17 protein-coding genes are annotated in these 20,152 nt (G+C 60.0%); 13 read left to right on the forward strand and 4 right to left on the reverse strand.

Features of this window, described 5'->3' with window-relative positions; genetic code table 11:
* Positions 1-157: 157 nt before the first annotated feature.
* From ACVWXE_RS02080 to ACVWXE_RS02095, 4 genes are all read left to right on the forward strand, one after another.
* Entirely contained in the window at positions 158-382 is a 225-nt protein-coding gene (locus ACVWXE_RS02080; protein ID WP_011432364.1) for an NAD(P)H dehydrogenase subunit NdhS, read from the forward strand.
* A gap of 34 nt (positions 383-416) precedes the next feature.
* The gene (locus tag ACVWXE_RS02085; RefSeq protein WP_457489463.1) at positions 417-1,160 is read left to right on the forward strand and encodes a low-complexity tail membrane protein; all 744 of its coding nucleotides are present in this window, start codon (positions 417-419) and stop codon (positions 1,158-1,160) included.
* Positions 1,161-1,268: 108 nt separating this feature from the next.
* Positions 1,269-2,063, forward strand: coding sequence for a hypothetical protein (locus tag ACVWXE_RS02090; protein ID WP_414344360.1), 795 nt, complete (start codon positions 1,269-1,271; stop codon positions 2,061-2,063).
* Positions 2,064-2,256: 193 nt separating this feature from the next.
* Positions 2,257-2,514 carry a DUF2949 domain-containing protein gene (locus ACVWXE_RS02095; protein WP_011432361.1) on the forward strand — a complete coding sequence of 86 codons (258 nt, stop codon included), beginning with the start codon at positions 2,257-2,259 and terminating at the stop codon, positions 2,512-2,514.
* Positions 2,515-2,760: 246 nt separating this feature from the next.
* Here ACVWXE_RS02095 and ACVWXE_RS02100 read toward each other — a convergent pair whose 3' ends face one another.
* The 3 genes from ACVWXE_RS02100 to ACVWXE_RS02110 form a co-directional block, all read right to left on the reverse strand.
* The gene (locus ACVWXE_RS02100; RefSeq protein ID WP_457489464.1) at positions 2,761-5,970 is read right to left on the reverse strand and encodes an efflux RND transporter permease subunit; all 3,210 of its coding nucleotides are present in this window, start codon (positions 5,968-5,970) and stop codon (positions 2,761-2,763) included.
* 63 nt (positions 5,971-6,033) lie between these two features.
* Complete coding sequence (locus tag ACVWXE_RS02105; protein ID WP_457489465.1) at positions 6,034-7,332, reverse strand: efflux RND transporter periplasmic adaptor subunit; 1,299 nt, start codon at positions 7,330-7,332, stop codon at positions 6,034-6,036.
* 451 nt (positions 7,333-7,783) lie between these two features.
* The gene (locus tag ACVWXE_RS02110) at positions 7,784-7,924 is read right to left on the reverse strand and encodes a hypothetical protein (RefSeq protein ID WP_457489466.1); all 141 of its coding nucleotides are present in this window, start codon (positions 7,922-7,924) and stop codon (positions 7,784-7,786) included.
* A 318-nt stretch (positions 7,925-8,242) separates the two neighbouring features.
* Here ACVWXE_RS02110 and ACVWXE_RS02115 point away from each other — a divergent pair, with 318 nt between their 5' ends.
* From ACVWXE_RS02115 to gatB, 7 genes are all read left to right on the forward strand, one after another.
* The gene (locus ACVWXE_RS02115) at positions 8,243-9,685 is read left to right on the forward strand and encodes a gamma-aminobutyraldehyde dehydrogenase (protein WP_414344852.1); all 1,443 of its coding nucleotides are present in this window, start codon (positions 8,243-8,245) and stop codon (positions 9,683-9,685) included.
* Positions 9,686-10,232: 547 nt separating this feature from the next.
* Complete coding sequence (gene bchD / locus ACVWXE_RS02120) at positions 10,233-12,251, forward strand: magnesium chelatase ATPase subunit D (RefSeq protein WP_457489467.1); 2,019 nt, start codon at positions 10,233-10,235, stop codon at positions 12,249-12,251.
* Between the two features lie 125 nt (positions 12,252-12,376).
* Complete coding sequence (locus ACVWXE_RS02125) at positions 12,377-13,105, forward strand: LmeA family phospholipid-binding protein (protein WP_457489468.1); 729 nt, start codon at positions 12,377-12,379, stop codon at positions 13,103-13,105.
* A gap of 586 nt (positions 13,106-13,691) precedes the next feature.
* On the forward strand, positions 13,692-14,753 hold the full coding sequence (locus tag ACVWXE_RS02130; RefSeq protein WP_457489469.1) for a sensor histidine kinase: 1,062 nt from the start codon (positions 13,692-13,694) through the stop codon (positions 14,751-14,753).
* A gap of 1,179 nt (positions 14,754-15,932) precedes the next feature.
* Positions 15,933-16,115 (forward strand): hypothetical protein, encoded by a 183-nt coding sequence (locus tag ACVWXE_RS02135; protein WP_041436250.1) that lies wholly within the window; start codon positions 15,933-15,935, stop codon positions 16,113-16,115.
* The gene (locus ACVWXE_RS02140; RefSeq protein ID WP_414351467.1) at positions 16,112-16,396 is read left to right on the forward strand and encodes an acylphosphatase; all 285 of its coding nucleotides are present in this window, start codon (positions 16,112-16,114) and stop codon (positions 16,394-16,396) included. The genes ACVWXE_RS02135 and ACVWXE_RS02140 overlap by 4 nt, the downstream gene beginning before the upstream one ends.
* A 149-nt stretch (positions 16,397-16,545) precedes the next feature.
* Entirely contained in the window at positions 16,546-18,018 is a 1,473-nt protein-coding gene (gatB, locus tag ACVWXE_RS02145) for an Asp-tRNA(Asn)/Glu-tRNA(Gln) amidotransferase subunit GatB (protein WP_457445322.1), read from the forward strand.
* Here gatB and ACVWXE_RS02150 read toward each other — a convergent pair.
* Positions 18,015-18,608 carry a Maf family protein gene (locus ACVWXE_RS02150; protein ID WP_457489470.1) on the reverse strand — a complete coding sequence of 198 codons (594 nt, stop codon included), beginning with the start codon at positions 18,606-18,608 and terminating at the stop codon, positions 18,015-18,017. The genes gatB and ACVWXE_RS02150 overlap by 4 nt on opposite strands.
* A gap of 148 nt (positions 18,609-18,756) precedes the next feature.
* Between ACVWXE_RS02150 and ACVWXE_RS02155 the strand changes: the two genes are divergently transcribed.
* Positions 18,757-19,572, forward strand: coding sequence for an ion transporter (locus ACVWXE_RS02155; RefSeq protein ID WP_457489471.1), 816 nt, complete (start codon positions 18,757-18,759; stop codon positions 19,570-19,572).
* 62 nt (positions 19,573-19,634) lie between these two features.
* The gene (locus ACVWXE_RS02160) at positions 19,635-20,141 is read left to right on the forward strand and encodes a hypothetical protein (protein WP_011432348.1); all 507 of its coding nucleotides are present in this window, start codon (positions 19,635-19,637) and stop codon (positions 20,139-20,141) included.
* The last annotated feature ends 11 nt before the right edge of the window (positions 20,142-20,152 follow it).

Here is a 20,152-nt window from a genome sequence, read left to right on the forward strand (position 1 = left end):
TTCCCGTTAGCGGGCTGGCAGCCACACCTCAGCCATTGCCCAACCCTCGGCGAACCGCTGTGGGAAGAAGCTCAACGAGGGGGAGACTCGGCAAGAGAGGGGCTTTCCCCCATAATAGTAAGGCAGAGCTTCTGCAAAAAAAGAGGATAGCTGAAACGTGAACACGACTCCAACCCCAACCCTCCTCGAAGCCCTTCCCCCGATCTACCCCGGCGTTGCCGTGCGGGTCATCAACCCCAACGACACCTACTACTGCTTTGAGGGCCAGGTACAGCGGGTTACCGACAACCATGCCGCTGTCCTCTTTGAAGGCGGCAACTGGGACAAATTAGTCACCTTCCGCCTCACAGAATTGGAAGTGGTGGACAAATCCCGCCCCTAGCCCTGCTCTCCCCCGTCCCTTTTGGCATCTCCCCATGCGCAGCCATTGGCAGGAACCTTTCCTCTGGATCCATGCCGCCGGCATCCTCCTCTTCCCCTTGTGGGTGGGGCTGACCCTGATCGGGCTGGCCACAGGGGATCCCCTCCTGCCGGTGGGGGTAGAGCAGGCCTGGGTGGCCGTGGTGGGCATTGGGCCGGTCTTTGCCCTGCAGTGGCGCAAGCCATTGGATATCTTCAGCCTGTGGGTGGCCTCTGTCCCCCCGGAAGAACTTACCCCCGACCAGCGCCGCATCTTGGCCGCCTTCCTCAGCCCCGAACATAAGATTTTGACGCTGTTGGCGGCAATCCTGATGCTGGAAGTCGGTGAGCGCCTCTACGACTTTGCCCCCCTCTTTGCCCCGCTCACCCCTGGCAACGGCACCCGTCTGGCAGGCCTAGCCATAGCTGCCTTTGGATTTTGGGGATCCAACCTGTTCTTGCAGATCCCCATTGCAACGATACGGGTACTCCTCCTCAGCGAGCCGGAGCTGGCTCAAATGGATCCCGTCCCCGTCGAGGAGATTGAAAGCCGCTTCTCCGTCCTCGGCGATCGCCGCAGCCCACTCCTGCAACGGCTGCTGCGCCGCATCTCCGGCCAGGATTCAGAAGGCACCTCGAAAGACCAAAAAGACAAGGATAAAAACAGAGCGACAGAAAACCCCCAGCCGGAATCCGAGAAGCGGGATCCCTCTGGGGAAGTTGCCATGCCGGCCCCTGAAACTCCCCCCGATCCCACCTAAGGCAAGCTTCCGCAAAAGCTGTAGCTCAATGTTAGATTGGAAGCAATCCAGACATCGTGAAATCGAACCATCGGCATTCCCCTGAGCTTCGAGGCTACCGCACCGGCAATGGCGAGCAACTTTTCTTTCCGCTTCAAGCAATTTACCCAACGCCTCAGAGAAACCACCCAACTTCCCCAGTTTTTCACCGATCAAGCCACCAGTGAAACCCAAAACCTCGCTCGGGAGTTGGCTTTGGTTGGGGAATACGCCACTCAGCTTAGCCAAGTGGTGATGGAGGTGGACTTTCTCAACCAGCTCTACACCCGTCTTTTGAACGAGCGGGAAGTGTTGCAGCAGGAAAAAGATCACTTGGAAGCGCGGGTCTTTGAGTTGCAACAGGAACGCAACGAGACGGAGCCCCAGGTGATGTATTTGCGAGAGCAGCTCAGCCAGGCCAGCTTTCAACTGGAACAAACTCAAAACCGGGAACGCAGCCTTAGCGAGCGAGAACGACAGTTGTCGGAAATTGTAGCCCAACTGGAGCGACGGCGGGCTGTACTCAACCAAGCCATCGAAAACCTCACCAATCAAGAGGCCGATTACACCGTTCGCACCAAAGAACTGGAGGCGGTCGTCCGGGAAAATGAAAAGAAAGCCAAGCAGTACCTGGAAGCTGCCAACCACTACCGCGCCTACCTGGAAGAGCTCAATGCGCAAGTGCAAGAAACGCAAGCCAAGCTGAGAAGCCTTGGTGTCGAGCCCAAGCCCGCCGACCTGCCTCGACTTGAGGATCTGGAAAAACCCACCCCCATCCCAACGCCACCCCCTGCCTACACGCCTCCTCTCCCCCAACAGCCCCCCCCATCCCAGCAGAGTGGCTATTGGTCAGATAGTCCCTTCGACGACGACCCCTGGGGATAGACTATCCTGCCAGGACCTATAAGCAAGCTTTGCAACAAAGCTCAGTGCTCTCTGCCCGAACTGGCCTTGGGGATGCCTGGGCGCTCACGTACCCTGGAAGAAACCTGTTGCAAGGGATCCGCAAGAAGATCCCCAGAATCAGTACGAGGATCCCGATCCTCGACATTCAATCCTTTCCTGCCCGGCCAAACCTATGGAACCGACCCTGCCGGATTTACAAGCCCTTAGCCAATGGGATCGACAGTTCTGCCAGTTTGCTGAGCAGCAACAGCTCCTCAAGCCCAAACAACTGGCTCTGGCCCTGAAGATCCAACGGCAGCAGCACGGCCCTCTAGCCTTGATCCTCTGGCAGTTGGGCTTTGTGGGCCTGCAACACCTGGCTCAGTTCTGGGAAAAAATGCCCAGCGAAGCCGAGTCCGAACTGCTCGAGGACAGGGCCTGCGGTGGATGAGAAAGCGATGAACGAGAGCCTCCCCAAACCTGTGCAAAAGCGCTGGAAGTCCTTTGCAGTACGGAACCAAGGTGTACAGTCATTTCAAGTTAGACTAAGACACTTCTCAACTGCTCCGCGGTGCCGCCCAAACGCCCTGCGCCGCTTCCGCGACCACCCCCAATCTCTCCCGAAGGGAGAGCTAGGAAGCAAGGCAACGGAACTTTTCCGCCAAAAGACAAGCATCAAGCAGATTCCCCTGGCTACCTACCCAACGCTGTCGCCACCAGGCAGCACCTCTTTGGGATCCTCCGGCGGCGGCAAATGCGCCAGATCCACAGGTGAAGGGGATCCCCCCAAAATTCGCACCTGGATCCCCTTGATCACGACATAGAGCACCGGCACCACCAGCAAACTGAGCATTGTCGAGACGAACATGCCGCCGATCACCGCCGTGCCCAGAGACTGACGGCTGGCGGCCCCGGCCCCGCTGGCCACTGCCAGCGGGAAAATGCCAAGTATGGTGCTCAAGGCCGTCATGAGAATCGCGCGGAAGCGGGTCTCTGCCGCCTGCACTGCAGCCTTAACCAGGGGGATCCCTTGGGCAACCAACTGGTTGGCAAACTCCACAATCAAGATGGAGTTTTTGCTGGCCAGCCCGATCAACATCACCAACCCGACTTGGCAGAAGACGTCGTTGGTCAAGCCCCGCAGCAGTTGCGCCAAAAGAGCCCCAAGAACCGCCAGCGGCACCGCCAACAAAATGATCAAGGGATCCACATAGCTCTCAAATTGCGCCGCCAGCACCAGGAAGACGAACACCGAGCCCAAAGCAAAGATCAGCGGCGCCTGTCCTCCCGACTCGATTTCTTCCAGCGACAGGCCCGACCACTCGAAGCCAAACCCCTGCGGCAACAACTGGGCGGCTAGAGTTTCCATAGCCCGAATCGCTTGCCCTGAGCTAAAGCCCGGCAGGGCGCTGCCCTGAATTTCCACCGAGCGGAAGAGGTTGAAGTGGTTGATGATGGCCGGGCCGGTGGTCTCCTCCACCTGCACCAAAGTGCTCAGCGGAACCAATTGCCCCTGGCCCCCGCGCACGTAGAACTGGCCGATGCTCTCTGGGTTGGCCCGGAAGATCTGATCTGCCTGCACGTAGACCCGGTAATTGCGGTTGAACAGGTCGAAATCATTGACGTAGGTGCCCCCCAACAGCGTTTGCAGCGTGCCGAAGACATCCAACAGAGGGATCCCCAACAACTGGGCCATCTCCCGATCCACCTGTACTTCTAGCTGCGGCGAATTGGCGTTGAAGGTGGGCGGGTTAATCCGCAAGCCCAAGAGGGGTTGGCCCGGCTGGGGCGGCGAGTTGCCCACAAAAAACAGGGTGTTGGCCGTCTGCTCCAAGAGGTTGAAATCGTTCACCCCCCGATCCTGAAGCTGGAAAGTAAACCCGCCCGCAACCCCCAAATTGGGAATGGCCGGCGGCAGGATCGGGATCACCAATGCGCGGCTGATCCCGCCCAAAAAAGGCCCAAATAGCCGGTTGACAATCGCTTGCGCCGATTGCTCCGGTTGCCGCCGCTCTTCCCAGGGCTTGAGGGTGGCAAAGATCAGCCCATTCCCCGGCGAGGGCCCGGTAAAGCTGAACCCCCCCACGATCACCCGATTTTCGATCTCAGGGATCCCCTCCAAAACGGCTGTGGCTTGCCGAATCACCCCGTCGGTGTAGTGAAGGGAAACCCCCGGCGGCCCCTGGACAATGGTGATGAAAAAGCCCTGATCCTCATCCGGCACAAACCCCGTCGGCACAATTTGGAACAGCCAGTAGGTGAGGCCCAAACAGGCAATAAACCCCGTCACCACCAACAGCCGCAGCTTCACCACCAGCTCCAGCAGGCGGCAGTAGGCCGCTCGGATCCCTTCCACGGCGCGGTCAAACCAGCGCAGCAGCCAAAACATCTGCTCTGAGCGGGGGCGAATTAGCAGCGCCGACAAAGCCGGAGCCAAGGTAATGGCATTAAACGTGGACAGCGAAACCGACACGGCAATGGTGACGGCAAACTGCTGGTAGATGCGACCGCTGGTGCCAGGAAAGAAAGCAACAGGCACAAATAGCCCCAGCAGCACCAGCGTCGTGGCGATCACCGCCCCCAACACCTCGTTCATCCCCGCCGAGGCCCCCTGCAGAGGCCGCATGCCGCGGTCGCGGATGTAGCGGGAGATATTCTCCACCACCACAATGGTGTCGTCCACCACCAAGCCAGTGGCCAGGGTGAGGCCGAACAGAGTCAAAGTGTTGATGGAAAAGCCAAACAGGCGCACAAAGGCGAAGGTCCCCAGCAGCGCCACCGGAATTGTAACGGTGGGAATGAGGGTGACGCGCCAATCTTGCAAAAAGATGAACAGTACCAGCACCACCAGGGCAATAGCCTGCAGCAGGGTAAAAATCACCTCCTGCACCGACTCGGTAATGAACAGGGTGGCGTCGAAAGGGATCTCGTAGATCAAGCCGGGCGGAAAACTCTCCGCCAGCTGCGCCAACGTCTGCCGCACCTGCCGCGACACCTCTAGGGCGTTGGCATCCGGTTGTTGGGTGATGGCGATCCCCACCGCCTCCTGCCCCCCGATGCGGAAGAACGTATCGTAGCTTTGGGCCCCCAGCTCTACCCGGCCCACATCGGCAATGCGCACCAAGCTGCCATCGGCGTTGGCCTTGAGAACGATCTGGGCGAACTCCTCCGGCTGCGACAGCCGCCCCGTGGCCTGGACGCTGATCTGAAACTCCTGATCCGGGGGGCTGGGCTGGCCGCCAATTTGGCCGGCGGGCACCTGGATATTCTGCTGGCGCACTGCGTTTACCACATCCAGAGCTGTCAGACCATAGCTGGCCAGCCGCGTCGGATCCAGCCAGATGCGCATGGCATAGGTGCGCTCCCCGAAAATGATGACATCGCTGACGCCGCGGATGCGCCGCAAAGCATCCCGCACAAACAGCTCCGCGTAGTTGCTCAAAAACAGCTCGTCGTATTCCCCCGCCTCTGAGCGCAGCGCCAACACCAGCACAAAGGCGCTGTCGCCGGCCTTTTCCACGCTGATGCCGTTTTGGATCACCTCCGCCGGCAGCCGGCCCTGGGCCCGCGCCACCCGGTTCTGCACATCCACAGCCGCCGTGTCCAGATCCCGATCCGGGCTGAAGGTAACGGTGATCTGGCTGGTGCCGTTGCTGCTGCTCACCGAGGCGATAGACCGTATACCCTCGACGCCGTTGATCTCCTGCTCCAGCACATTGGTTACCGCCGTCTCCACCGTCTCGGCGTTGGCCCCAGGATAAACAGCAGTCACCCTCACCGCTGGCGGCGCCACCTGTGGGTAGTAGTCCACCGGCAGTAGGGGAATGCTCACCGCCCCCACCAGCACGATCAGGATGGAGCAGACGCTGGCAAAAACAGGGCGGCGAATGAAAAAGTCAACAAACATAGTCCAGCGCAGTGAGGAGTGAAAGGGGATAGCTGAGTTGGGAAACCGCCGGAGAGAGAGGACCTAGGGCGGGGATCCAGGAGGTCTCCCTCCCCCTTGTGGCTGCATCCTCTGCTGAAAAAGCACCTCATCGACAATCGGGGCGCCATCGCGGATTTTCTGCAGGCCGCTCAGCACAATTGGCTCATTGGCCTCCAAACCCTCCAGCACCTCATAGCTGTTTCCGTAGATGGATCCCAGCCGTACCGGCCTTTGCACCGCCACCGCCCCCGGGGGCATGCCCTCTGCTGGCGGCTCCGTTGTCTGCACCGTGTAGACAAAGGTTTGCGCCCCCAAGCGGGCCACCGCCGTCACCGGCACCAGCAAGGCCGGCCGCTCCTCCCAGATGACCCGAGTCCGCACAAACTGGGCCGAGCGCAACTGGCCGGCAGGGTTCTCCAGAAGAGCCTTGGCCAGCACCGATTGCGTGGCGGCGTTGGCTTCGGGAGCAATGAAAGAGATTTGGCTGCTGCCGATCACCTCGCCGCGGCTATCCAGGATCTGCACCGGCGTGCCAATGCGCAGCTGGGGGGCCCGCTGCAACGGGATGTTGAGGTTGAGCTCCAGCGCCTGGGTTTGGGTCAAGGTGGTCAAAACCGTCTGAGGCGTCACGTAGTCCCCTTGCCGCACCAAAACATCCCCCACAATGCCGGCAAAGGGAGCTGTAACCTGGAAAAACTGCAGTTGCACCTGTTGCCGCTCCGCCTCGGCCTGGGCTCGCTGCACCTCCCGCTCTGCCCGCAAGATCGCGGCCTCCTGAGCGCGGATCTGCTCCTGTTGCGCCGCCAAAGCCGCCTCCGCCTGGCGCAGGTCGCGGCTGGATTGATCCGCTTGCGCCTGGCTGATGGCCCCCTCGGCCAAGAGGCGCAGGTTGCGCTCGTGCTGCTCCCGGGCAAACTCCGCCGCTGCCTCCAGCCGCAGCCGATCCGCCCGCAACTGGCTGAGCACGGCCCGGCCGCTCTCCAGGTTGGCTTGGGCTGCGGCAATCCCCGCCGTTTGGCCGGCCACCGCTGCCTGTTGCTGCCGGCTGTCGATCTCAAAGAGAGGGGCTCCGGCAGCCACCTGGGATCCCAGCTGCACGAACACCTGGGTCACCTGTCCACTGACCTGAGGGCGGATACTGGCCACCTGCTGGGATCCGAGGCTGGCCATGAACTCTGAAGTCTCTTCGATTTGCTGTTCCTCTACCCTGCCGACGGCCACTGGTGTGGGTTGGCCTTCTCCGCCCCCTTCACCCCCCATGCTGCGAGGTGGCCCGCCGGGCCGGCAAGCAGCTACCAAGAGAGAAAGGCACAACAGCGGCAGAGCTGTTCGCAGTTGCATCGTGAACCTGCCTCCCTAACGGCTATCCCAACAGAGGGATCCCACCTCTGCATTGACTCAATCAACCAGGGTACTGAGACTGTGCCCTGCTGCGCCTGTGCAAAAGCGCTGGCCATCCTTCCCAATCCAGAGCTAGGGTGGATGCGTGACATCCTCCCGGCGCTCGTCCTGTGGATAGAGCGCGGGCCACCCTTCCCGTCAGCAGGACGGAGTCCTTACCTCGCGGTCGGGCATTCCTGCCCCACGCCACTTGTCTGGGTCTACAACCCCCGACAAAACGACTGGACAAGTGGCTTCCCTTCCCCAGCCTCCCTGGCTACTGCCAGCTTGCAAAACAAGTCTAATCCACAGGGAAGTCTAATCCACAGGGAACGGTGCATCGGCAGGCAGGATGGACTCCTGCACCCAGGAACCCCTGTCCACCGGCCAAGAGCAAGATGCTATCCACTCCTTAGGTTTCCCGCAAAGTGTAGTTGTATACGTCCCGGCCAATCTCCAGCCACGCCAACAGCAAGGCCTCCGTCCCGCTACCGCGAGCGGCTTGTTGGGAGGCATCTGGATCAATCCGGTACTTGTAGGTTACCGCCAGCATAAGTAGGTTTTACTACAGATTTCGCTCAGAGGTATGGCGGGGATCCCTGTATCCCGGTGCTCACCCTGCGGGTAGAGTGCAGGACTGATTGCCCCTGCACCTCCGTTAGTTAGCAGATGCGGGATCCTCACCAGTGCGCCGTTGGCCACAGTCTACGGCCCGCTTTGCGAATAGCCGTTTTGGCCATCCCAATCCCAAAGGATCCCATCTCTGCACCCCAAAGTTGCCAAAGTTGAATGAAGCTTATGATTCAAGCCGAGCCAAAAAGATTCGGCACAATGGGGAGAGCCATTTCACCAAGCTGTTGAGGACATCGCTATGGCCTACAAACTCTGGATCGACGGCCAATGGGTCGATAGCCAAGGGGGGGGGTTGATGACCATCGAGAACCCGGCCACCGGCGAGAAACTGGCAGAGGTGGTGGATGCCAGCCCTGCCGATGTGGATCGGGCGGTGCAGGCCGCCCAAACAGCCTTCTACGATGGCCGTTGGTCGAAACTCACCCCCGGCGAGCGATCCCTGGCCCTCTGGAAATTGGCAGATCTGATCGAGGCTCGTGCCCCAGAACTGGCTCGTGTGGAATCGGAAAACACCGGCAAGCCCTACGAGTTCCTCAGCTTGGGGGGAGATTTGCCGTTTGCGGTGGATAATCTGCGTTTCTTCGCCGCTGCCGCCCGCGACATCCATGGCTTTAGCGCCGGGGAATATGCCAAGGGCTACACCTCCCTCTTTCGCAAAGAGCCGGTGGGGGTGTGCGCTCAAATTACCCCCTGGAACTATCCGCTGATGATGGCCGTCTGGAAGATCGGCCCCGCCCTGGCCGCCGGCTGTACGGTGGTGCTCAAGCCCGCTCCTGCCACCCCCCTGACCACCCTGATGCTGGGGGAACTGATCGCCGAGGCTGGGATCCCGCCCGGGGTAGTCAATATCGTTACCGGAGGCAATGCCACCGGCCAAGCCCTGGTGGAGCACCCCCAGGTGCGCATGGTCAGCCTTACCGGCTCTACCGCCACCGGCAAGCAGGTGATGCGGACAGCGGCAGATACCCTGAAGCGGGTGCATTTGGAACTGGGGGGCAAAGCGCCGTTTATCGTCTTCGAGGATGCGGACGTAGAGACCGTTGCTGCCAAGGCCACATTTGCTGCCACCGTCAATACCGGCCAAGACTGTACGGCAGCCACCCGCGTCTATGTGCACGAGAGCAAGCTGGCGCAGGCGCAAGAGGCCATTGTAGAAGCCATGCGCAAAGTAACGGTGGGATCCCCTTTCGAGGCGGGAGTGGAGATGGGGCCTTTGGTCTCAGCAGCCCAGCGGGAGCGGGTGATGGGATTTGTGGAGCGGGCCAAAGCAGAGGGAGCCAAGGTGCTGACCGGCGGTCGGATCCCTTCCCAGCTTGCCCAGGGCTACTACTATGAACCCACGGTGATTGCCAATGTCGATCAAAAAGCGGAGATCGTACAGAGTGAGGTTTTTGGGCCGGTTCTCACGCTCGGCTCGTTTCGCGAAGAAGCGGAAGCGCTACGCTTGGGCAATGACGTCCTATACGGGCTGGCGGCTTCTGTGTGGACTCAAGACATCGGACGAGCGATGAGGTTGGCCGCCGATCTGGAGTTCGGCACCGTCTGGATCAACGACCATATTCCCATTGCCTCTGAGGCCCCCCATGGCGGCTTTAAGCAATCGGGATTTGGCAAAGATCTCTCGGCAGAAGCGGTGCGCGACTACCAAATCACCAAACACGTGATGATTGCAACCCGCTGAAGTGATGCCCATTTTGAACAGAAGATGACCACCAAACAGCGGCGGCTCACCAGGGGTATTCCCAGTCGCCGTAGGCCATTGGTGGCCTTGATTCCGACCTACCCCTTCCCCTTGGGAGAGGGCTTGGGGAACTGTCTGGAGCCGGTTTGGAACCTGATACATTCACGCTGAACTCTCCTGAACATGGTTCAGGAAAGAAGCGATCGCATCCTGCCTATCTCTGAGCAGGAAGGCGGTATCCCGCAAAGCCCTGAGGAATACCCCCCGAGCGCTTTCCCCCTTCACTTCCCGGCAACCGTTGCGGTGGACTCAAGGATCAGGGGGAAACTTGGTCTACTATATCCCTCTCAATGACTTTTGCCAAACCGCCTAAAGCTCAGTAAATTCAGCAAAGTTCAGGGTTTTGGGGGTTAGAGGCATGCTCCCCAGAAAATCTCAGTTGCAAAGGCGGTGCGGAGCACTCAAGCGATAGACTGGGGTGTACAGCTCCCGCTCCGCTGCGAATCTGCTCGATTGAACCGTTGCTCGCCAAGCCTACCCGCCAACCATGGGATCCGCAACTCTATCCGCTCCTTGTACCTTTCCCCTCACCGCTGTAGTGGGGCAACAGGCGGCCAAGCTGGCTCTGCTGCTGGCAGCAGTGGATCCCAGCCTAAGGGGTGTGGTGCTGGTGGGGCCTCGCGGCACCGCCAAGTCGGTTTTGGCCAGAGGGATCCACGCCTTGCTACCGCCCATCGAGGTGATTGAGGGATCCTATTGCAACGACGATCCAGCGCAGCCGGATACCTGGTCCGACTGGGCCAAGGCTCGCTACCCAGCCGGAGAGGTGCCGCCCACCCAAGTGATATCGCCCCCCTTTGTCCAGGTTCCCCTGGGCGTCACCGAAGATCGGCTGCTGGGATCCGTCGATGTGGAGGCCTCCATCAGGCAGGGGGAAACGGTCTTCCAGCCAGGGCTCTTGGCTGCCGCCCACCGGGGCGTGCTCTATGTGGATGACATCAACCTCTTGGACGACGCCATCGTCAACTTGTTGCTGACGGTGGTGGGGGATGGGGTCAACCGCCTGGAACGGGAGGGGCTGAGTCTGCAACACCCCTGCCGGCCTCTCTTGGTGGCCACCTACAACCCCGAAGAGGGATCCCTGCGCCCCCACCTGCTGGATCGCCTGGCACTGGTGGTGCCGGTGGGGCAGGAGCTGAGCCTAGAAGAGCGAGGGGAAATTGTCCAACGGGCAACGCAATTTGTCGATGCTCCCGAGCCCTTCCTGGCCGAGCACCAGGCGGAACTGGAGGAAATCCGCACCCGCATCCTCCTGGCGCGGGAGTGGCTGCCCCAGGTCAAGCCGCAGCGGGAACAGCTCCTCTACCTGGTGCAGGAGGCCATCCGCGGCAACGTCCAAGGGCACCGGGGAGAACAATTTGCCCTGCGAGCCGCCTGTGCCCTGGCGGCGCTGGAGGGGCGGGATCGCCTCCTGGCCGAGGATCTGCAGCAGGCCGTGCAGCTGGTGCTGCTGCCCCGCGCCCGTTACGACCCCGACCAGCCCCCGCCTCCCCCCCCACCCCAATCCCAACAGCCCGATCCTTCCCCAAGCAATTCCGACGACACCGGCGAGGACCAGGAGGAGACGGATCCCCAGCCGGAAAGCCTCAGCCTGCCGCAAGAGTTTTTTTTCGATCCTGAGCAGGTGGCCCTGGACCCGCGCCTGCTGGCCTTTGCCCAGTCCCTCAACCAGCAGGGAAAAACGGGATCCCGCAGCCTGGTGTTCAGCGCCGACCGAGGCCGTTACATCAAGCCCATCCTGCCCCACGGATCCAACCCCCGCATTGCCGTCGATGCCACCTTGCGAGCCGCTGCTCCCTACCAGAAGAGCCGCCGCCAGCGACAACCGGGACGCGCCGTCGTCGTGGAACCGAGCGATATCCGCGCCAAAAAGCTGGTTCGCAAGGCCGGAGCCCTGGTGATCTTTGTGGTGGATGCCTCCGGCTCCATGGCCCTCAACCGCATGCAAGCGGCCAAAGGAGCGGCCCTGCGCCTGCTCACAGAAGCCTACCAGAACCGCGACAAGGTGGCCCTCATCGCCTTTCGTGGAGAAACTGCCGAAGTGCTGCTGCCCCCCACCCGCTCCATTGAGCTGGCCCGCCGCCGTTTGGAATCTCTGCCCTGCGGCGGGGGATCCCCTCTCGCCCATGCCCTCACCCAAGCCGTGCGCATGGGAGTCAATGCCCGTGCTGCCGGCGACGTGGGCCAGGTGATGCTGGTGGCCCTCACCGATGGCCGGGCCAACATCCCCCTCAGCCGCTCTTTGGGACGGAGCGATGGCAAACCCCAGTCGGGAACGGATCCCATCGACCTCAAGCAAGAGCTGCGGGAGATCGCCCTGCGCATCCGCGCCCTGGGGTTGAAGCTGCTTTTGATCGATTCCCAAAGCCGCTTTGTAACCACCGGCTTCAGCGCCGAGCTGGCGGAATTGGCGGGCGGACGGTACTTTCATCTGCCCCGTGCCACCGACCAGGGGATCGCAGCCGTGGCCCGCTCGGCTATGCAGGAGGGACGCACCTACCCCTGAGAGAACAGCCTCTCCGTTGGCAAAGGTTGTAACTTTTCTTAATGGTTGGTTATGATCCCTGTAGGCGCTCTTTACCTCTTCCCATGGCTACAGGACTCCTGCCCCAACTTTCCCTGCAGAATCCCATGGCTGTCGATTGGGTTAGCCGAGGGGTAGGCGCAGCCATTCGTGCCCTCTTTAAGCATGCAGAGCGGCTGGAGGCGCGCGTGCGAGTGGAGCCTGTTGCCAAATTGTTGCAGGGTCGTATCGACAGCTTTGAACTGTTGGGCCAGCATCTGCAGATGTACAACGGCCTGAGGCTTTCGGCTCTGGAGCTATTCTGCAATGCGGTGGCCATCGATTTCAGCCAAATTTGGCAGGGGAAGATCAAGCTGCGCCAGCCAGTACAGGCCACAATGCGCGTGGTGCTGAGCGAAGACGATCTGGCGCAATCGTTTAACACACCTTTTGTGCTGAATAGGCTGGCCTTAGGAAAGCAGGATGATAGCCCCCTATCCTTCCATCACGTCCATATCAGCATCACCCCGGCGCGACGACTGCAATTCCAGGCAAATGTACAGCAGAGAGAAGCCAGGGCTTTCTGCGTCGGTTTTTCCGCCCAGGTTGAGGTGCTGGAGCGGCGTCGCATCCGCTTTACAGATCCAGTGTTTGAAAGCGGTACAGAAGAGGAGCTAGCCTTGAGCCAAGCTTTGGTACGCTGCCTGAATGAGCTTCTGGATTTGGATCGGCTCGCCTTGCGAGGCACTGAGCTGCGGGTAGACCGGGTGAACTTGCAGCCCCAGCAGATGATCCTGTACGGCAGTGCCACCCTAGCGCAATTTCCCACACGCCAACCCCAATGGGAAAGTGCTTGACAGCCTTTGGAAGGGCGGCTACGCTCAATAGTGGTGAGGAGTGAAGAGAAGAAGCCTCTGGGGTCGAAACACGGACAGACTCCCAGAGGTTTTTTCATGCCTCAGGAGCTTGAGAGCTCCGCTCTGCCCCTCGATCTTGATCTGTTGAACTTGTAGTCCTTTGACCCAAACTGGGACACTACACCCAAAACGTTGGTCGCGTCGTCGCGTCAGCGTTGCCGAGCAATAATGCATGCGGCCAAAGGCTTTTCTCAATGGCCCAGGCGCCTCACCCTAACCTGAAACGACTATGATTGCTCAACGTTGGTTACGCCTGGGGATCAAGCTGTCTTTCTTTGCCGTGATGTCCACAGCTTTGCCAACCGGAATACGGCGCGGCTTCTCTAAAGAATGGGGTAGCTGGGTATCCTAAAAGCTGGGGTTACGGCATCCTTCTTTATTCATGGGGATGAAGTGGCTCAAGACATAACGGTCATTCTAAGACCTAGGAAAGAACTCTTCAGCCTTGACCGTGAGGGGATGTTTATTCTTTGCCTACGGTTGGTTCACTATTTAAGCAGGTCTTGTCAAAGCGAGCACACCGAGTTTGAAACAGCAACCACTCCGCGTACTTGAGTTTTGGCGCCGCCGCTTTCCCCACAGCTTGCGCACCCAGGTGGCATTGGTCATTGCCAGCCTTTCGTTCGTCCCCAACTTGGTTTTCATCCTGTCGGTGCAGTGGATCTGGCCCGACACGCAGTTCAGCACTGAAGGGATCCTCCTGCTGCTGCTGTGGATCCCGTTGCTGGCGGTGCTGTCGGCGGTGGTGGGCTATGCTCTGTCCTCCATGATTTTGCGCCCCCTCACCCTGCTGGCCCGCGAGTTGGCTCATTTGGAAACCTTGATCAACCAGCCCGCCCGTTGGAATCTGCTGCTCCGCCCCGGGGATCCCCAGGAAGCCCTGATCTTGCGGCAGGCTTTTGCCCAGTTGCTGCGCCAGATCCAGATCGACCAAATGCGGCGAGAAGCCTTTACCGCCACCCTCGTTCACGACCTGAAAACTCCCCTCATCGCCTTTGGGCACCTGCTGAGCGCCTTCAAACAGGATCAACAGCTCGATCCGGAGCAACGTCGCGCTCTGCTGGATCGCATCCTGCAGGAAAACCAACACAATCTCTCGCTGGTGCAGAAAATGGTGGAGGCCCACCGCCTGGAGCGGGGAGAGATCGAGCTGCATCCTCGGCCTTGCGATCTGGGATCCCTGGCCAGAAAGGTGGCCGAGCGCATGGGATCCCTGGCCCAGGAGCGGGGGATCGATCTGCGAGTCGAAGGAGAAGGGTGGGGCAACGCCGATGAGGCAGAGCTGGAGCGGGCGCTGGTGAATCTGGTGGACAACGCCTTGCGCTACGCACGCCATGCAGTGGTGCTCACTGTCAGCCCCCGCCAGATCCAGGTGCAGGATGATGGCCCCGGCTTGCCGGCTCCCCTAGGAGAGTTGGCCCAACCCTACGTGACCCAGCCCATTCACATTGCCGGCCACCACTACCCAACCGGCTCAGGAGGTCTGGGGCTATATATCGCCAGGCGCATCCTGCAGGCCCACGGGGGGGACTTGCGGTTGGTCGAGACGGGATCCCAAGGGACTGCTCTAGCCCTGGTGTTGCGGTGACATACTCCCGACCCCGACTGCTGGCAGTACGGAGCGGGCTTCTCGCTTCATCGGGGAGCCTACGCAAGAACCCTCCACGAGCAGACACGGAATGTCCTACCGCGTAGTTGCACCAGATTCCGGCAAAAGCCGTTTTGTGCAACTACTCCTATCATACACCATGTGGGGGTATCTGTATCCCGGCACTAACCCTACGGGTACAGTGCGGGGCTTAGCTACCCCCACACCCCCATAAGCTAACCCAATAGATTGGTGCTGAACAAGACTGGTGTAGTCATTTTAAGTGACATACTCCCGCACTCATGTTGATGCAAAGCGCTCCGCGCCGCTAAAGCGAGAGAGTGGGGGCTTCAAGGACTCCGTCCCGCTGACGCGAACAGTGACTCCGGTTAGCGCTCCGCGCCGCTAGCGCGAAAAGGACATTTCCTGGGCTTAAGGACTACGTCCCGCTAACGCGAAAAGGACGGGATGCCCCGCCCCTGTACTTGATGTCTATAGCGGCAGTGTATAAAACCCCGCTACTTTTTATGGCACCAGTAAGGACAAAACATCATGTCCCCGCCTTTCATCCCGACCCTCAGCCTGGATAGTGAATAGTGGATAGTGGTTAGTGGATAGTGACTATTCACTATTCACTAGCCACTAACTAATAGAGGGCGGGGCTTCCCGGCGGTGTAGCTAGCGGTAACTAACGGGGGTGCAGGGGCAATCAGTCCTGCACTCTACCCGCAGGGTGAGCACCGGGATACAGGGATCCCCGCCATACCTCTGAGCGAAATCTGTTGAGCGAAATCTGTAGTAAAACCTACTTATGCTGGCGGTAACCTACAAGTACCGGATTGATCCAGATGCCTCTTGCTCTTGTCCGGTGGACAGGGGTTCCTGGGTGCAGGAGTCCATCCTGCCTGCCGATGCACCGTTCCCTGTGGATTAGACTTGTTTTGCAAGCTGGCAGTAGCCAGGGAGGCTGGGGAAGGGGAACCGCCTGTCCAGTTGTTCTGTCGGGGGTTGTAGACCCAGACAAGTGGCGTGGGGCAGGAATGCCCAGCCGCGAGGTAAGGACTCCGTCCTGCTGACGGGAAGGGTGGCCCGCGCTTTGTCCGTAGGACGAGCGCCGGGAGGATGTCACGGTGCATGAAGGGTGGGATCCTCTGCACAAGCGTTCGTGAGGTTGGGTTCATGTCTTCCGTGCTGTGGCAAGCGATTGGGTATGCCTGTGGGATCTCGCTGGGGCTCCTAGGCTTGGTTGCCCTGGTCAACGTTCTTGTGGGGTGGCTGGATCGGCAGACCTCAGAGACTCCGGAGGAGCCGACCGAGTCGCCAGAACCCTGCAGCACAACGGAGGGATCCCCGTCGGCATGAGTGACAGGGTTCGCGTTCACGTCTGGGTACGGGGGCGGGTTCAGGGGGTGGGGTTTCGCGCCCACACCGAAGCCATGGCCCGCAATGCCGGTGTTGGCGGCTGGGTGCGCAACTTGCGGGATGGTCGCGTCGAGGCCGTTTTTGAAGGATCCCCTGCTGCGGTGGAGGCGATGCTGCGCTGGTGCCAACAGGGCAGCCCCGGTTCGGTTGTGGAGGCCATTGAGCAACGTTCCGAGCCGCCGGAAGGTCTACCCACTTTTGAGATTCGCCCTACCGTTTGAGGAAGTTTCGCTGTTCTGAGGATCTGCTTCAAGCTGGGCTGCTCCGGCCTCGTCCTGGGTTCTGGGCTGCCGTCCCCAGAAACTGTCTGTGAGCTGGGATCCCTGCAAGGTCACACTAGAATGGTTACACCGCCAGTTTTTCCTATCCCATGACTGTTGCTGCCCCCGCCAAAGTGCAATACGAAGCTGTGATTGGGCTGGAAGTTCACTGCCAGCTCAGCACTCGCTCCAAGATCTTCTCCAGCAGCGCGACAGCCTTTGGCGCTCCCCCCAACACCCAGATTGACCCCATCTGCATGGGCCTGCCCGGCACCCTGCCGGTACTCAACGAAAAGGTGCTGGAGTACGCGGTCAAAGCGGGTTTGGCCTTGAATTGCACCATTGCCCCCTACAGCAAGTTCGACCGCAAGCAGTACTTTTACCCCGACTTGCCCAAAAACTACCAAATCTCGCAATACGACCTGCCGATTGCTACCCACGGCTGGATTGAGATCCAGCTCAGCGACGGTCGTACCAAGCGCATCGGCATCACCCGTCTGCACATGGAAGAAGATGCGGGCAAGCTGGTCCACGCTGGCAGCGACCGCCTATCGGGATCCAGCTACTCTTTGGTGGATTTCAACCGGGCGGGGGTTCCCCTCATCGAGATCGTCAGCGAGCCGGACATCCGCAGCGGGGAAGAGGCAGCCGAGTATGTGCAAGAGCTGCGCCGCATCCTGCGCTATGCCGGGCTGTGCGATGGCAACCTGCAGGAGGGATCCCTGCGCTGTGATGTGAACATCTCGGTGCGTCCGCTGGGATCCCAGACCTTTGGCACGAAGGTGGAAATTAAAAACATGAACTCCTTCAACGCCATCCAACGGGCCATCGAGTACGAATTCAACCGCCAGGTCAAGGTTGTGGAGGCGGGCGAGCGGATCGTGCAAGAGACCCGCCTTTGGGAAGAAAACAGCCAGCGCACCATCAGCATGCGCAAGAAAGAGGGATCCAGCGACTATCGCTATTTCCCCGAGCCCGATTTGCCGCCCATTCGCGTTACCGAAGCGCAGAAAACCCGCTGGCAGGCAGAGCTGCCGGAATTGCCCGGTGTGAAGCGGCGACGTTATCAGGAGGTGTACGGCCTCTCGGTGTACGATGCCCGCTACCTCAGCGATGAACGCAACACCGCCGAATACTTTGAAGCCGTGATCGCCGCCGGTGCCGACCCGAAAGCAGCCGCCAACTGGATGATGAGCGACATCGCCAGCTACCTCAACACCCACAAGCTGGACTATCCCGACATTGCCCTGAAGCCGGAAACCCTGGCCGAGCTGATTGGCCTCATCGAGCAGGGCACCATCTCCAGCAAAATCGCCAAGGAGATCCTGCCGGAACTGCTGGAAAAAGGGGGATCGGCCCGCGCCCTGGTGGAAGCTAAGGGCATGACCCAAATCTCGGATAGCGCTCTGCTGGGGCAGATGATCGCCGAGGTGCTGGCAGAAAACCCCGAGCAACTGCAGCAGTATCGGGGGGGCAAAACCAAGCTCTTCGGCTACTTTGTCGGGCAATTGATGAAAAAAACTCAGGGACGGGCAGATCCAAAGCTGGCCAACGACCTGCTCAAGCAACACCTCGACGGCTAGCTCCAAGCATCGGTGAGGGAATAGCCCAACTCCTGCATCATGCGCCGCAGCAGGGGCAAGCTCAGCCCGATAACATTGCCGGGGCACCCCTCGATCCGCTCCACAAACAGGCTGCCGCGGCCATCGATGGCAAAACAGCCAGCACAATTGAGCGGCTCACCGGTGGCCACATAGGCGCGGATTTCCTCGTCGCTGGGCTTGGCAAAAAACACCCGCGTCACCGCATAGTGGGTGAGGCGGCGGTTCTGCTTCGTGTCAATCAAGGCATGGCCTGTGTAGAGCTCTCCCACTTCGCCCCGCATTTGCCGCAGGCGCCGTTCCGCCTCTAGGGCATTGGGCGGCTTACCTAGGATCTCGCCATTTAGGTAGAGCACGGAGTCGGCCCCCACGACCAAGACGGGCTCCCGTTGCTGGGCCGCCACCACTTCGGCTTTCGCCGAGGCCAGCTTCTGGACCAGCTCCACCGGATTAGAGCTTTGGATTTGGCTTTCGTCAAAATAGCTGGGCTGAACGCGAAAAGGGATCCCGGCAGCCTTTAACAATTGGCGGCGGGCAGGGGATTGCGAGGCCAGTACGATAGGAGGCAACATCGACTCAACACTTAATTAACACCCAAAGCCTGGACGTTTGCTTAGGGGAAGTTCGTTCTGTGAGCTAGTTTCCATTAGCTTAGTTAGTATGCGCCTGATGGGCGTTGAAAGGAAACTCTCTCGATATCTTCCCAGCTGGATCCCGTTTGTGACCACTCTCCCCACCCAAGCTGATCTCGATCTTGCCCATTCTGGGATCCTCCAGCGCTATTGGGGGGATCAAGACACTCCGGAAAGCCGCTGGGTGAACTTGCTGGTGGCGGCGCTGGTTTTCTGTTCGTCCACCTTCTTTGTGGTGGAAACCTATCCCATTCCCCCTGAGGTACGTCTTTGGCTGGAGCGGGTGGATCGCCTCATTCTCGGCTTGTTTGTGGTGGAATATCTGCTCCGACTGGCAGCGGCCCCGCAGAAGTTGCGCTATGTCGTGAGCTTGTATTCGCTCATCGATTTGCTCGCCATTTTGCCTTTTTTTGCCGGGCTAACCGATATTCGCTTCATCCGCCTCTTGCGCTGGTTTCGCATTTTGCGGCTGCTGCGCCTGGTAGAGGGCAAAACCCTGTTTGGGCAAGTGATCTCCGCCGATAGCCGCATTTTGCTGCGCATTTTCTTCACCCTCTTTGCCATTGTTTTCGTCTACTCTGGGCTGATCTACCAGGTAGAACATCCAGTGAATCCTGGCGCTTTTGCCACCTTTTTGGATGCTTTCTACTTTTCCGTCGTTACCATGACCACGGTGGGGTTTGGGGATCTCACCCCCACTTCTGAGCTGGGTCGGTTGCTGACGGTGCTGATGATCTTGACGGGCATAGCCCTGATCCCTTGGCAAGTGGGGGAGTTGATCAAGCAACTGGTAAAAAGCGGCAACTCGGTGCAATGGGCCTGCCCAGGCTGTGGCCTCTCCCAGCACGATGGGGATGCCCAATTCTGCAAGCGCTGCGGCACACTGCTCTATCCAAGGGATTGAGGCTGTTGGCCAATTTGGGGCAAAGACAGGATAGGCTAGGACGGGTTGCAGGAGGATCTGCGATGTTGGCCCACCCCGAGCTAACCATCCCCGGCAAGCTGAACGTGAAGGCGGGCGTGGCGATGCTGGTTGCCGCCATTGTCCTCGGCTGGATCCTCAGCCAAGTTCAGCCGTTGCCGCTCGCCCCCCAGGAGGCTTCGGGGATCCCTGCCGAGCCCCTCCTCTGGCAGGAGGTGCCCAAACAAAAGTACGCCTGGCACATTTGCTACGCCTTTTTGGGCAACATGGGGTTGATCAACATCGGCGGCGGACTGGCCCTGGTGGTGCTGGGATCCCGCTTTACGGCTGGGCAAATGCTCTCGCAAATTCTCCTGTTGGGGGGAATGCTGCACCCGGCTTCTTGGGCTTTGGTGGCCCTGACGGGGCTGGAAGGGTGGGGCTGGCTGGGTAATGCCGGAGCCGCAGCGGTGGCGGTGGTGGTGATGGTGTTGTTTGTTTACCTGGTCTTGGCCACCTGCCGTTCCCTACAAGCCGTCCGAAGGCTGACCCAATCCCGAACCTGCCGTTAGCCCCAGTTGGG

This window comes from Thermostichus sp. MS-CIW-41, from assembly GCF_054058915.1.